Below are 12999 nucleotides of genomic sequence, written 5' to 3'. Positions count from 1 at the left end.
CCTGAACCATCGTTATATTCCACGGGTGACTACCGAGACCGGGTTCAACATCCACACGACCGCCGGCAAGCTGGCGGACCTGGAGCGACGGCTCGACGAGGCGGTGCACGCCGGGTCGGCACGCGCGGTCGAGAAGCAGCACGCGCGGGGCAAGAAGACCGCCCGCGAGCGGATCGAGATGCTGCTCGACGAGGGATCGTTCGTCGAGCTGGACGAGTTCGCCCGACACCGCTCGACCAACTTCGGGCTGGAGAAGACCCGCCCGTACGGGGACGGCGTGGTGACCGGCTACGGCACCGTGGACGGCCGGCAGGTCTGCGTCTTCTCGCAGGACTTCACCGTCTTCGGCGGCTCCCTCGGCGAGGTCTTCGGCGAGAAGATCGTCAAGCTGATGGACCTCGCCATGAAGATCGGCTGCCCGGTCGTCGGCATCAACGACTCCGGCGGCGCGCGGATCCAGGAGGGCGTCACGTCCCTCGGGCTCTACGGCGAGATCTTCTTCCGCAACGTACGGGCCAGTGGCGTCATCCCGCAGATCTCGCTGATCATGGGCCCGTGCGCGGGTGGCGCGGTCTACTCCCCGGCGGTCACCGACTTCACAGTCATGGTCGACCAGACCTCGCACATGTTCATCACCGGCCCCGACGTGATCAAGACGGTCACCGGCGAGGACGTCGGCATGGAGGAGCTGGGCGGCGCCCGCACCCACAACACCCGCAGCGGCAACGCGCACTACCTCGGCACCGACGAGGAGGACGCGATCGAGTACGTCAAGGCGCTGCTGTCGTACCTGCCGTCGAACAACCTGGACGAGCCGCCGGTCTTCGACGCCCCCGCGATCCTCGACGTCACCGAGGACGACCGGGAGCTGGACACGCTGATCCCGGACTCGGCCAACCAGCCGTACGACATGCACCGGGTCATCGAGCATGTGCTCGACGACGGCGAGTTCCTCGAGGTGCAGCCGCTGTACGCGCAGAACATGGTGGTCGGTTTCGGTCGCGTCGAGGGCCGCCCGGTGGGCGTGGTGGCGAACCAGCCGATGCAGTTCGCCGGCACGCTCGACATCGCCGCGTCGGAGAAGGCGGCCCGGTTCGTACGCACCTGCGACGCGTTCAACGTCCCGGTGCTCACCTTCGTGGACGTGCCCGGCTTCCTGCCCGGCACCGGCCAGGAGTGGGACGGCATCATCCGGCGCGGCGCGAAGCTCATCTACGCGTACGCCGAGGCCACCGTCCCGAAGGTCACAGTCATCACCCGCAAGGCCTACGGCGGCGCGTACGACGTGATGGGCTCGAAGCACCTGGGCGCGGACCTGAACTTCGCCTGGCCGACCGCGCAGATCGCGGTGATGGGCGCGCAGGGCGCGGTGAACATCCTCTACCGCTCGGACCTGGCGAACGCCGAGGACCCGGCCGCCGTCCGGGCCGAGAAGATCGCCGAGTACGAGGACACGCTCGCCAACCCGTACATCGCCGCCGAGCGCGGCTACGTGGACGGCGTGATCCCGCCGCACGAGACGCGCGTGCAGATCGTGCGGGCGCTGCGGGTGCTGCGGACCAAGCGCGAGACGCTGCCGCCGAAGAAGCACGGCAACATCCCGCTGTAAGTCGATCCGGTGCCCCCGCCGTTGCGCGGCGGGGGCACCGGCGTCAGCAACCTGGGTTAGCGGCGACGCACATCCGTTCGGCGGCGACGCGGGCCAACTGCCGTACCTGTTCCTCGGTCACCTCGGCGCCCGGCACGTCGGTCCGCAGCCGGCCGGACGGGATCAGCACCGTCACCAGGTCGCCCACCCGGACGACCAGCCGGTCGTCGCCCGACATCGGGTATCCGGGCGGCCGGCCCGTCGTCTCGTCCGGCGGCACGGTGACCTCGTGCCGCAGCAGCAGCGCCTGGTCTCCGGCGAAGCCGCTCGCCGCGACGTACCAGCGGTGCACGACCTCGGCGCCGGTCATCCCCCGCTCGGTGTAGACCTGACCCGTCGTCCGCCACGCGCCGCAGGCCGCGACAGCGCCCTCCAGGTCGTCGACGAACCGTCCCGCCGCTCCGGCCTGCATCCGGTGGACGTCCTGGGTGAGGACCGATCCGACGGTGGTCGCGGGCTCGGTCGGCGGTTCCATCACGGTCTGCGACCGCGAGTAGCGCGAGCGCGGCTCCTCGGCCGACAGCCCCTGCTTCCCGGCGCAGACCTGGAGGAGGTCGTCGACCCGGACCGGCTCGTCGACGCCGGTCTCGCTGAGCCGCTCGCCGGTCCGAACCGGAATGTCGGCCGGTTCCAGCATTGCCTCGGCCACGATCTCCGCCTGCCCGTCAAAGCCTCCGGCGGGCGGTGACGGCGGCGGCGCGCCGACTCGGTTCACCAGCGTCGCGGCCAGCGCCGCGACGACCACCACCGAGGCCGCGGCCAGCGCGGCGGAGCGCCGGCTGCGCCGCCGGGCGGTGGCCCGGATCGTCTCCGGATCCGGCCAGGTGACGTGCCGCAGGTCCCGGTGCAGCAACTCCACGAGCGCGACGTCGTCAGGCATCTGCCGCCTCCTCTTCCAGGTCCACCACGGCGAGCAACTCGGCGAGGGCGGTCCGCCCCCGGGACAGCCGGGCCTTGACGGTGCCGACCGGGGCCTCGGTCTCCCGGGCCACCTCGGCGACCGGCATGCCGAGCAGGTAGTGCAGCGCGATCGCGGTGCGCTGAGCCTCGGGCAGCCGGCGCAGCGCGGCGACCACCTCCAGCGTCTCGGTGCTCGGCGCCGGCACGTCCGCCACCGCGCCGTGCCGCAGGTAGGCGCGGGCCCGGCTGCGCAGGCTGCGCCAGCGGCTCACCGCGATCCGGCTCGCCACCACCCGCACCCAGGACTCCGGGTCGTCGTATCCGCGCACTGTGGACCACCGCTGCCAGGCCCGGATGTACGCCTCCTGCACGGCGTCCTGCGCCTCGGCCAGGTCGCCGGTGAGCACGTAGACGAAGCCGAGCAGCCGCTGTCGGCTACCGCGGTAGAACTCGTCGAATCCGTCGCTGTCGGGCACCTGCCACCTCCCCGTGTTCGTGAGGGGACACGCCTGGCGGCGCGGCGCGGGTTGCCCGCTCAGCCGACCAATTTCTCCAGCTCGCCGAGCGGGAAGTCGCCGGCCGGAATCCGGTCACGGACCGCCCGGCGTACCGCGGTCTGCACCGCCGCGTTGGCCGGGGTCGGCACGCCGTGCAGGCGCCCGAGCAGCACGATCTCGCCGTTGAGGTGGTCGGTCTCGACCGAGCCCGCGCCCCGGGCCAGGCTCTGCCAGGTGGAACCGCCGGAACGCTCCTCGCCGCCGACCGGCCGGTGCGACACCAGGTCACCGCGTTCGGCGGCCTCCTCCTCGACTGTGGTGTGCGCGATGCCGGCGGCGGCGAGCGCCGCCTCCCCCTCGGCGCGTACCCGCTTCGACAGGGCTTCGGGCACGTCCCTGCCGAGCAGCGCCTGGAGGCCGTTGCCGAGGTTCGCGAGCAGCTTGCCGTACTTCCAGCGCATCACGTCGTCGCGGACCGGCGCGACGAACCCCGCGGAGGTCAGGTCGGCGGCGACCGCCCGGCTGGTGTCGTCGGCGCCGCTCGGGTAGCGGCCGATGTGCAGCATGCCCGGGTGCGGATGCCCGTTGGCGACCACCAGGCCCGGCTCCAGGTGGGTGGCGGGCAGCCAGACGCAGACCGGATGAACGCGGGCGAAGCGGCGCAGCGCGGCCGGCTCGTTCGCCACGCCGTTCTGGGCGAGCACGACCGGCAGCCGTTCGCCGGCCGTTCCGCCGCCCTCGACCGGGGCGTCCGCCCACGCCGTCAGCGCCGCCACGGTGTCCTGCGACTTCACGGTGAGCACCAGCACGGTGTCGGCCGGCAGCGGCGGGCCGTCCGGCCCGGCCACCGCCGGCAGCCGGCTGGTGACCTCACGCTCCGGCGTCCGCAGCGTGAGCCCTCGCTCCCGCAGCGCCTCCAGATGCGCGCCGCGCGCCACGAGCGTCACGTCGTGGCCGGCGTCGGCCAGGAGTACGCCGATGGTGCCGCCGACCGCGCCCGCTCCGATGATCACGTATCGCACGGATCCGATTCTGCCCCGCCTTGGCGGTGGCCGCCCCTGGACGGGACGTGGCGCGCGGGCCGCCGTCAGCCGATCAGGCCGGCATCGGTGAGGATCGGACCGGCGAGCAGCAGCGCGCCGACTACCAGAGCCCCGACGCTGACCAGCAGGAACACGCCCACCCAGAACAGCGCCGGGAACGGCGTGAGCCGGGCGAGCTGGTCCGCGTCGGACTGCGGCATCCGGCCCCGGGCGCGTTGCCGGTGCAGCTCGAACACCGGCCGTACGCCGCCGAGCAGCAGGAACCAGACCGACGTCCAGGCGAACGCGGCCTGCACCTCGGGCGAGGTGTACCAGGAGACGGCGAGCACCACCCCACCGGTGACCAGCAGCGAGAGCACACCGAACAGGTTGCGGATCATCACCAGCATGGCCAGCAGCAGCGCCACCGCCAGCCACAGCAGCAGCGTGATCCGGTTCCCGGCCAGCAGCCACGCGCCGCCGAGACCGAGCAGCGACGGCGCGACGTACCCGGCGAGCAGCGTGAGGATCATCCCCGGCCCGGTGGGGCGGCCGGCGGAGAGCGTCAGCCCGGAGGTGTCCGAGTGCAGCCGGATGCCGTGCAGCCGGCGGCCGGTGAGCAGCGCGACGAGCGCGTGGCCGCCCTCGTGCGCGATGGTGACCGCGTTACGGGCGATCCGCCACGGCATGCGGGTGGCGACCACGGCGAGCGCGACCACGGCGGTGAGCACCACCAGCAGCGGCGGCGGGTCCGGCTGGGCGCTCATCAGCGTGTCCCAGAGCGTGGTGAGGCCGTCGATCAGGGGCATGGGCGGGGAGCCTACCGGCCCGAGCCGCGTCGCTCGACCGGTCGGCGAGCCCAACTCCTTTGGAGCCGCGGAGGTCACAGGTCGAGCCGTGGACCGAGGCCGACTACCTCGCGTTGGGCGAGACGCTGAGTGTCACCGAGCCGTTCCGCTGGGCCATGGACCCGAGCACGCTCCGCTGATCCGCAATCGACACGCCACCTGGACTGACGATAGCCGTCGATGAAAATTTCCTTGCTCCCTATTGCGATCTAGGGCACTTAGCTCCAAAGATGGGCGTCAATAGACGGACGTCCCTCTGGAGGCAACCATGGCCCGTACCAGACTCTCCGTACGCCGGCTCCTCGCTGCCGGCCTGGCCGCCGCCGCCACCGCGGCCGTGGCCCTCGTGGCGACCGCCGGACCGGCCGCCGCCGCGACCACGCCCGGAATCGACGTCTCCCGCTACCAGGGCAGCATCAACTGGACCAGCGTCCGCAACGCGGGCATCCAGTTCGCCTTCATCAAGGCCACCGAGGGCACGAGCTACAAGGACCCGAACTTCAACGCGAACTACGTCAACGCGTACAACGCCGGGGTGATCCGCGGGGCGTACCACTTCGCCCGGCCGAACATCTCCGCCGGCTCCACCCAGGCCAACTACCTGGCCAGCAACGGCGGCGCCTGGTCGGCCGACAGCCGTACGCTGCCCGCCGCGCTGGACCTGGAGGGCAACCCGTACAGCGGCGGCTACTGCTACGGCCTGAGCACCACCGGCATGCGCAACTGGGTCCAGGACTTCCTCAACACCTACCGCTCCCGCACCGGCCGGTACGCGGTCATCTACACCACGACGAGCTGGTGGAACCAGTGCACCGGCAGCTGGAGCGGCCCGTGGGGCAACCACCCGCTGTGGATCGCCCGCTGGGCCAGCTCGCCCGGCACCCTGCCGGCCGGCGCTCCGTTCTACAGCTTCTGGCAGTACACGAGCACCGGCTCCGTCTCCGGGATCAGCGGCAACGTGGACCGCAACTACTGGAACGGTGACCGCAGCCGGCTGATCGCCCTGGCCAACAACACCTGATCCACCGGCTTACGACAGTGGGACCGCCTCCTTGCGGGGCGGTCCCACTGTCGCGTCGTACGTGGCTCAGGCTCTGCGGCGCGCGGAGGCCGGCACGGGCACCGGCGTCCGGCGCATCCAGCGCCACGCCGCCACACCCGCGATCGTGAGGGTCAGCACACCGAGGATCGCGACCGGCGCGGACAGGCCGGCGGCGATCAGGAGCAGCACGACGTCGCCGAGCGCAACGAGCATCCACAGTGCCAGCCGCGGGCCGGTGTCCCTGCGTCGGTAACCCATGTCGCACCTCTTCCGTCGTCGCAGGGATTCATACCCTCGACGACGCAAAGCCATGCGAGCGAGTTCGTGACCGGCGGGATTCCCCGGTCAGTTCTTGCGGTCCGGCACGAAGCCCTTGGTGATGATCTCCCAGTTCGCCAGGTTGGCGTCCCAGTCCTTCGCGGGCACCTCCCAGCGCAGCGCGAAGCCCCGGTTGCTGGCGGTCGCCACACCACGGTTGCGGACGTGGAAGCGGGTGTCGCCGTTGCGCGTCTCCAGCCAGTCCCAGTCGGCGCAGGTGCGGAAGTAGGGATCGCACTTGGTGATACCGACCAGCTTGTAGCCCCGCACACGCGATGCGCGGTACGGCTCCTGGCCCTTCCAGTCGGCGTACGCGTCACGCTTCGGGTTCGGCGTCCACTGGACGAACAGCACCCGCCGGCTTCCGCCGACCTCGTAGAGCACGACGTTGTCACTGCCGACCCGGGCCTGGAAGTTCTCCGGGATCGGCACCTTGAAGCCGTTCGGGCCGGTGTAGAGACGCCAGCCGGCCGGCAACGCGGCCCCGGACACCGACGGGCTGGCCGACGGCGTGGGGCTGGCCGACGCGCTTGCCGCCGGAGCACTCGGCGACGAACTCTCGCTCGGCGCGGCCGGCGGCGCAGCAGACGCCGAGGTGCCGGCCGTCGGCTCACCGCCGTCGCCCTCGTCACCGTTGTTCAGCAGCGGCACGGCCACCACCAGGCCGACCAGCAGCAGCAGGACCAGCGCGCCGATCAGCAGGTTGCGCCGGTTGGGCGCGGACTTCTCGACCGGCAGCACCGTGGCCCGGCCGGCCGACGGCGCCTCCTGCGCCGGAGCCGGGCTGACCGGTGCGGAGCCGGTCACGGCCGGGCTGACCGGCGCCGGGGTGTCGGTGACCGGCTCGCCGTCGAGCCGCGTCTCGTCCAGCGCCGGGTCGACACCGTCGACCCGGGCCTCGTCCTCCACCCGGGTCTCGTCGGTCGACGAGGCAGGGTCGAGCTCGGTGGTCGGATCGGCGACCGGTGGCGTCACCTTCGCGGTGGGGCCGGCGTCCGTAGTGGGCGCCGGCACCTTTGCCGTCGGGTCGACGGTCGCGGCCGTACCCCCGGTGGCGGCCCCGGAGACCGAGGTCGCCGCGCGTTCGGCCTGCTCGGCCGGGCGCGGCGCCGGCACCAGCGGCGGGCGCGGCACACGCGGGCCGTTCGGCCCCGGCCGGCGTACGCCGTCCAGCAGCGAGATGCCCTTGGCCCGGCGACCGGCGGCCTTGCGCAGCATGCGCTCCGCTACCTCGGCGGTGATCCGCTCGTCCGGGTCCTTGCGCAGCAGGCCCTGGAGCACCGGCTTGAGCGGCCCGGCGTTGCGCGACGGCGGCATCGGCTCGGTGGCGAGAGCGGCAAGCGTGGCGATGGCCGACGGGCGCGCGTACGGCGACTTGCCCTCGACCGCCGCGTAGAGCGTGGCGCCGAGCGACCAGAGGTCGGCCTCCGGCCCGGCCGTGCCGTCGCGGGCGCGCTCCGGCGAGATGTACGCGGGCGAGCCGAGCACCATGCCGGTGCGCGTCACGTTCGGGTCGCCGGGGATCGTGGCCAGGCCGAAGTCGGTGAGCACCACGCGGCCGTCCTCGCCGAGCAGCACGTTGCCCGGCTTGACGTCGCGGTGCATGATGCCGGCCTTGTGCGCGGCCTTCAGCGCGTTCAACACGCCGAGGCCGATCTCGACCGCCTTGGCCGCCGAGACCGGACCGTCCTCGGCGATGGTGTCCTGCAACGACTTCGACGCGACGTACTCCATGACGATCCACGGATCGCCGTCGGTGCGCAGCACGTCGAAGATGCGGACCACGTTGACGTTGTTGAGGCGGGCGATCGCCCGCGCCTCACGCAGCGAGCGCTCGCGCATCTCGCGGCGCTCCTCCGGGGTGAGACCGGGCGGCGGGACCAGTTCCTTGATGGCCACGTCCCGGTGCAGCACCTCGTCCCGCGCCTTCCAGACGCGGCCCATGCCGCCTTGACCGAGCGGCGTGAGAAGCCGGTACCGGTCGGCGACGAGTTGGGGGAGCGCGTTCGACATCGCAGAAACCGTACCCGGACGCCCGGACGCTCACACCGTCGGCACGCCACTGTACGGCGAAGGTCGAATTCGCGACGCGTACTCTTGGGTCATGTCTGCCGAGGAGCCGCTGTTCCGGATCGTCCGTGGCGTGCCCACCGCCGAGGAGCTGGCCGCTCTGGTCGGCGCGATCATGGTGCGCACCCGCCCGACCCAGGCCGCCGCGCCGGCCCCCGTGTCGCAGTGGGCGCGCAGCGCACGTCCCGCCCTCGCCCGCCCGGTAGCCGGCGTCGGCGCGTGGCGGGCCTCCGGCCTGCCCCGCTGACGTCTGCTTCAACCTGCGGCGCCGGGCGGGGCTGCCGGGATCCACGTTGAGCCACTAACCTCACTCAGGGAAACCGTGTGGTGACGGGCAGGAGGCTCCGATGATCCCGGAGGACAACCAGCCAGCCGGCTGGCTGCGCGGCTACGGCGGCATCGAGGCCGACATCCGGCAGATGCGGGAGTTCGCCGATCGACTCCAGGACGAGGTGACGCGCAACTACTCGCCGCATCTGTCCTACATCGCCGACGACATGAAGGCCCCGGTACCCAACCCGGCCGACGCCTTCATCGAGCTGGTCCATTTCCTCCAGGCCCACCACGACACGCAGACCGCAGCGGTCAGCGCCGTGTGGGACCTGGCGCCCGCCACCGGCCGGCTCGCCGACGCCGCCGGCCGGATCGCCACCCACTACGGCGACGCCGACGCGTTCTCCTCCGCCCGGGTCACCGACGTCGAACGGGCGCTCGCCGGGCCGTCGAGCACCGTCGCCCGCCCGCTGCCGCCACTCGCCGACCCCACCGCCCCCGAACAGAGCCGGGTGATCCTGCCGTGATCGAACGGGGCAGCGGACGCACCTCCGGGCTGACCGACTGGCGGCTGATGGACGTCCTCAGCATGTGGGCGTGCGTGCAGGACCAGGACACCACCGGCCAGTGGAAACAGGTCGCCGGGTGGCGCAAGGTCTGCGACCTCGCGCTGACCCACCTGAGCCGGCTGCGGGAATACCGGCGCGGCCTCGCCGAGGCATGGCCGCCCGAGACCAACGCCGCCGCGCGGGCGTACATCGCCGAACTCGACCAGCTCATCGATCGCGTGCAGCGCACCCACGACGCCGCCGCCGCGAACTACGACGCGCTCGCGGCCGCCACCCGCGCCATCGGCAGCGCGCGGGCCGAGTTGCAACCGCTGCACGAGGAGTACGAGAAGAAGCTGCGGCAGAAGCGGGCGTACGAGGCGACGATCGCCGACCCGAAGGCGGTGGCTGGTAGCCGGTTGCCGGAGCGGCCCCCGGTTACGGACGACGACCTGGAGCAGTTGAACGTACGGGCGCGCGGGTTGATGACGGGGTTGAGCGGCGAACTCCAGCACGCCCAGGTCATGCTTCGCCAGCCGCCACCTCCGGTTCGGCCTCCCCGCGATGTCTCTGCAGAGGAAATCGGAGGAACTGGCGGCGCCGTTCCTATCATTCCCCCCATCGTTCCCGTGGCAACTGGCCCAACCACAAGGGCCGCCACTGCAGCCCGGCCCTCAGAAAAACGGCTCCCACCAGCAGTGCAGCATCGTGGGCCTGTGATCGGGCCAGTCCTCGGAGGCGTCTCGCCCGGCGCGGCAGGAACGCTTCCGCAACCCGCTGCCCCGGCCAACAGCGCACATCCTGCCCCCGCCAATCTCGGCACGCCGCCAGCGCTTCCGCCCAACTTGCCGACGAGCTCTAGCCCTCCAGGAGGTGGAAGGCCGTTTGCCAGTCCGCTAAAGCCGGAGAGCCAGCGCAACGGCTCAGCCGCTGTTCCACGCGCCATCCCACCTGGGCTTATCGGAGGCGCGCCTGTCGCCGGACAGGGGCAGGCGAACCGGGCTGCGCCTCGCAAGATCAATCCAGTTGGCGGCGTTATCGGTGGAGGCGGAGCAGGCACCTCTCCGACCGGGGCTGCGGGTTCTCGACCTGGCGGCGCTCGAGCCTCTGGCGCCCTCGCAGTTCCGGCAAGCGGCAACGCAACGGGTGGGCCGATGGGTTACCAACCAAAGGCGAGCCGCGAACGCACCGATCACACGAAAAATGCGGCATGGGATCCCGATAACCCCTGGGAAACTCGAAAAGGTGTCGAACCAGTGATGCGGCCCCCCGAGGATGAAGACCCGATAGACCCTGGGCCCGCCATCGGCCTTAACAGGTGAACCTGGATCGCAGCCGGGCCAGCCTTGCCCTACTGGCAACTCTAGCGGCATTGACGGTCGCAGCAGCAAGTCCCGCCCACCTCGAACTAAAATCACCTCCAGAAAAGCAATGGCACCTTCAATACTTGAAGGCAACGGAGGCGCACGCGCTCAATCAGGGCGAAAACATCATCGTTGCAGTGCTAGATACTGGCGTCTCCCCTCATCCTGACCTTGCAGGCAACCTACTCAAAGGCGCAGACCTGATCAGGGGCGGGCACAACGGCGGCCGAAGCGATTCGAGTGGACACGGAACGGGAATGGCAGGCCTGATCGCGGCGACAGGACGCGGAGGCTCTACTCAAGGAATTGCGCCGCAGTCCAAGGTCCTCCCAGTCGTAGTCACTCCGCCAGACGGTCGCGGCGACCCGGATGTACTGGCAGAGGGAATTAACTTCGCAACCTCACACGGTGCCAAGGTGATTAGCATCTCCAGCGTAGGTGGCGCAAGCCCCAAGTTAGTTCAGGCAATCCGCACCGCAACAGCAGCAGATATCACTATTGTCGCCGCTGCTGGCAACCGACCAGAGGATGCCTTTGTTGGCTACCCCGCTGTTGAGGAGTCGGTAATAGCCGTTGGAGGAACAGACAGAACAGGAAACCATGCAGCAATCTCGGTTGCCGGGCCAGAAATCGATGTTGTAGCGCCAGCCGTCGACATCTACAGCACCGGCCTCAACGAGGGCTACCGGGTCGGTACTGGCACGTCAGATGCCACCGCGATCGTTGCCGGCGCGGCTGCTCTCATCCGCTCCAAGTACCCCAACCTCCCCGCGCAGGAAGTCGCCCACCGGCTGACCGCGACCGCCGTCGACAAGGGACCGCCAGGCCGCGACGACCAGTACGGCTACGGCGTCATCGACCTGGTAGCGGCGCTCACCGCCGACGTCCCCCCACTCGGCTTCGAGTCCTCAGTTGTCACGCCACCGGCTTCGACAGCGGCCGGTCCGGGGAAGGGCGACGACGACAGCGGGACCGTACGCGGGCTCGCCACCCTGGGTGTGCTGGTGGCGGCGGGCGGCGGGTACCTGTTCTGGCGTCGGCGCCGACGTGCCGACGACCCGCCGCCGAGGGTCAGCCGGTAGCGTCGGCGGGGTGTCGACCTCCGTACCGGTGCGCCTTGTGCTCGCCTCGCAGTCTCCCGCCCGCCGCAAGTTGCTCCAGGCCGCCGGGATCGAGCCCGACGTGCTGGTCAGCGGCGTGGACGAGTCGCAGGTCGTCAGCGAGCGCGCCGAGGATCTGTGCCTGGAACTGGCCCGGCTGAAGGCGCAGGCCGTACGCGACCGGCTGCGGCCGTCGCCGGACGAGCGCACTCTCGTGCTCGGCTGTGACTCGGTGCTGGCCTTCGACGGCGAGATCCTGGGCAAGCCGGACGACGCGGCGGACGCCACCCGGCGCTGGCAGCGGATGCGCGGGCGCAGCGGCGTCCTGCACACCGGGCACAGTCTGATCGACGTGACGCACGAGTCGCAGGCGGAGGCGGTCGCGTCGACCACTGTGCATTTCGCCGACATCAGCGACGAGGAGATCGCGGCGTATGTGGCGACGGGCGAGCCGCTGGCGGTGGCCGGCGCGTTCACCATCGACGGGCTGGGCGGCGCGTTCCTGACCGGGATCGAGGGTGACCCGGGCACGGTGGTGGGATTGTCACTGCCGCTGCTGCGCCGGCTGCTCGGCGAGGTGGAGCTGAGCATCGTCGACCTGTGGACGAAGGTCGCGCCGGGGGGCCAGGAAATCCAGCATCTCGGCTAACGTCCGGACATGACCACAAAGCCGCTGCCGCTCACGCCGGAACTGCACGACTATCTGGTGGCCCACGGGTCCGCGCCGGACGAGATCGTCCGGGAGCTGGCCGAGGAGACCCGGGCGGCCCTGCCCGCCGAGGCGGTCATGCAGGTCGCGCCGGAACAGGCCGCGTTCCTGACGTTCCTGACCCGGCTGCTCGGCGTACGGCAGGCGGTGGAGGTGGGCACCTTCACCGGCCTCTCCTCGCTGGCGATCGCCCGCGGGCTGGCCGAGGGTGGGCGGCTGACCTGCTTCGACATCTCCGAGGAGTACACGGGCGTGGCCCGGCGCTACTGGGAGCGCGCCGGTGTGCAGGACCGGATCGAGCTGCGCATCGGCCCGGCCGCGGAGACGCTGCGCGAGCTGCGCCGCGAGCGTTACCTGGACTTCGCGTTCATCGACGCCGACAAGGTCGGGTACCCGATCTACTGGGACGAACTGGTGCCCCGTATGCGTCCCGGCGCGGTGATCGCTGTCGACAACACGCTGCGCGACGGCCGGGTGCTGGCCCCGCGCAACGCCGACGACCGGGCCATAGCCGCGTTCAACGACGCGGTGATCGCGGATGTCCGCGTCGAGGCGGTAATGCTGCCGATCGCCGACGGCGTCACGCTCGCCCGGGTGCTCTGAGCCGGCCGAAGACAACCTCGCCGAGGTGGCGGTATCCCTGAGCGCCGGATGCCGCCA

14 protein-coding genes are annotated in these 12999 nt (G+C 71.1%); 8 read left to right on the top strand and 6 right to left on the bottom strand.

Going from position 1 to position 12999, the window contains the following annotated elements; translation table 11 throughout:
- Nucleotides 1-25 precede the first annotated feature (25 nt).
- Nucleotides 26-1609 carry an acyl-CoA carboxylase subunit beta gene (locus FHU28_RS07170; RefSeq protein ID WP_184682074.1) on the top strand — a complete coding sequence of 528 codons (1584 nt, stop codon included), beginning with the start codon at nucleotides 26-28 and terminating at the stop codon, nucleotides 1607-1609.
- A gap of 43 nt (nucleotides 1610-1652) precedes the next feature.
- Here FHU28_RS07170 and FHU28_RS07165 read toward each other — a convergent pair whose 3' ends face one another.
- The 4 genes from FHU28_RS07165 to FHU28_RS07150 all read right to left on the bottom strand — a co-directional run bounded on the left by FHU28_RS07165 (nucleotide 1653) and on the right by FHU28_RS07150 (nucleotide 4876).
- A complete protein-coding gene (locus FHU28_RS07165) occupies nucleotides 1653-2528 on the bottom strand; it encodes a hypothetical protein (RefSeq protein WP_184682073.1) in 876 nt (291 codons plus the stop codon).
- The gene (locus FHU28_RS07160) at nucleotides 2521-3024 is read right to left on the bottom strand and encodes a SigE family RNA polymerase sigma factor (protein ID WP_030501256.1); all 504 of its coding nucleotides are present in this window, start codon (nucleotides 3022-3024) and stop codon (nucleotides 2521-2523) included. Before FHU28_RS07160 ends, FHU28_RS07165 begins: the two co-directional genes overlap by 8 nt.
- A 59-nt stretch (nucleotides 3025-3083) precedes the next feature.
- On the bottom strand, nucleotides 3084-4067 hold the full coding sequence (locus FHU28_RS07155; protein WP_184682072.1) for a ketopantoate reductase family protein: 984 nt from the start codon (nucleotides 4065-4067) through the stop codon (nucleotides 3084-3086).
- 65 nt (nucleotides 4068-4132) lie between these two features.
- Entirely contained in the window at nucleotides 4133-4876 is a 744-nt protein-coding gene (locus FHU28_RS07150; RefSeq protein WP_184682071.1) for a M50 family metallopeptidase, read from the bottom strand.
- Nucleotides 4877-5183: 307 nt separating this feature from the next.
- Between FHU28_RS07150 and FHU28_RS07145 the strand changes: the two genes are divergently transcribed.
- The gene (locus tag FHU28_RS07145) at nucleotides 5184-5936 is read left to right on the top strand and encodes a GH25 family lysozyme (RefSeq protein ID WP_073825074.1); all 753 of its coding nucleotides are present in this window, start codon (nucleotides 5184-5186) and stop codon (nucleotides 5934-5936) included.
- 66 nt (nucleotides 5937-6002) lie between these two features.
- On the opposite strand, the gene FHU28_RS07140 is transcribed toward FHU28_RS07145, so the two are convergent.
- Both FHU28_RS07140 and FHU28_RS07135 read right to left on the bottom strand, forming a co-directional pair.
- Nucleotides 6003-6215 (bottom strand): hypothetical protein, encoded by a 213-nt coding sequence (locus FHU28_RS07140; protein WP_184682070.1) that lies wholly within the window; start codon nucleotides 6213-6215, stop codon nucleotides 6003-6005.
- Nucleotides 6216-6302: 87 nt separating this feature from the next.
- On the bottom strand, nucleotides 6303-8288 hold the full coding sequence (locus tag FHU28_RS07135; protein WP_184682069.1) for a serine/threonine-protein kinase: 1986 nt from the start codon (nucleotides 8286-8288) through the stop codon (nucleotides 6303-6305).
- A 91-nt stretch (nucleotides 8289-8379) separates the two neighbouring features.
- Here FHU28_RS07135 and FHU28_RS07130 point away from each other — a divergent pair, with 91 nt between their 5' ends.
- From FHU28_RS07130 to FHU28_RS07105, 6 genes are all read left to right on the top strand, one after another.
- Nucleotides 8380-8592 (top strand): acyl-CoA carboxylase subunit epsilon, encoded by a 213-nt coding sequence (locus FHU28_RS07130; protein ID WP_073825084.1) that lies wholly within the window; start codon nucleotides 8380-8382, stop codon nucleotides 8590-8592.
- Between the two features lie 100 nt (nucleotides 8593-8692).
- Entirely contained in the window at nucleotides 8693-9145 is a 453-nt protein-coding gene (locus tag FHU28_RS07125) for a hypothetical protein (protein WP_073825088.1), read from the top strand.
- Nucleotides 9142-10488, top strand: a complete 1347-nt coding sequence (locus tag FHU28_RS07120) for a hypothetical protein (protein ID WP_184682068.1) — start codon at nucleotides 9142-9144, stop codon at nucleotides 10486-10488. The genes FHU28_RS07125 and FHU28_RS07120 overlap by 4 nt, the downstream gene beginning before the upstream one ends.
- Before the next feature lie 2 nt (nucleotides 10489-10490).
- Nucleotides 10491-11612, top strand: a complete 1122-nt coding sequence (locus FHU28_RS07115; RefSeq protein ID WP_376700860.1) for a S8 family serine peptidase — start codon at nucleotides 10491-10493, stop codon at nucleotides 11610-11612.
- A gap of 10 nt (nucleotides 11613-11622) precedes the next feature.
- On the top strand, nucleotides 11623-12279 hold the full coding sequence (locus FHU28_RS07110; RefSeq protein ID WP_184682067.1) for a Maf family protein: 657 nt from the start codon (nucleotides 11623-11625) through the stop codon (nucleotides 12277-12279).
- 9 nt (nucleotides 12280-12288) lie between these two features.
- Complete coding sequence (locus tag FHU28_RS07105) at nucleotides 12289-12942, top strand: O-methyltransferase (protein WP_184682065.1); 654 nt, start codon at nucleotides 12289-12291, stop codon at nucleotides 12940-12942.
- Nucleotides 12943-12999: the final 57 nt, after the last annotated feature.

The sequence above is a fragment of the Micromonospora echinospora genome, from assembly GCF_014203425.1.
Classification (GTDB): domain Bacteria; phylum Actinomycetota; class Actinomycetes; order Mycobacteriales; family Micromonosporaceae; genus Micromonospora; species Micromonospora echinospora_A.
Note: the sequence above shows the minus strand (reverse complement) of the source record. Positions and strands in the feature narration are given on the sequence as shown.

What these genes read in the sequence shown, in the direction of transcription:
- FHU28_RS07135 (WP_184682069.1), bottom strand. Translation starts at nt 8,288, where the DNA reads ATGTCGAACGCGCTCCCCCAACTCGTCGCCGACCGGTACCGGCTTCTC.
- FHU28_RS07150 (WP_184682071.1), bottom strand. Translation starts at nt 4,876, where the DNA reads ATGCCCCTGATCGACGGCCTCACCACGCTCTGGGACACGCTGATGAGC.
- FHU28_RS07105 (WP_184682065.1), top strand. Translation starts at nt 12,289, where the DNA reads ATGACCACAAAGCCGCTGCCGCTCACGCCGGAACTGCACGACTATCTG.
- FHU28_RS07145 (WP_073825074.1), top strand. Translation starts at nt 5,184, where the DNA reads ATGGCCCGTACCAGACTCTCCGTACGCCGGCTCCTCGCTGCCGGCCTG.
- FHU28_RS07140 (WP_184682070.1), bottom strand. Translation starts at nt 6,215, where the DNA reads ATGGGTTACCGACGCAGGGACACCGGCCCGCGGCTGGCACTGTGGATG.
- FHU28_RS07165 (WP_184682073.1), bottom strand. Translation starts at nt 2,528, where the DNA reads ATGCCTGACGACGTCGCGCTCGTGGAGTTGCTGCACCGGGACCTGCGG.
- FHU28_RS07130 (WP_073825084.1), top strand. Translation starts at nt 8,380, where the DNA reads ATGTCTGCCGAGGAGCCGCTGTTCCGGATCGTCCGTGGCGTGCCCACC.
- FHU28_RS07125 (WP_073825088.1), top strand. Translation starts at nt 8,693, where the DNA reads ATGATCCCGGAGGACAACCAGCCAGCCGGCTGGCTGCGCGGCTACGGC.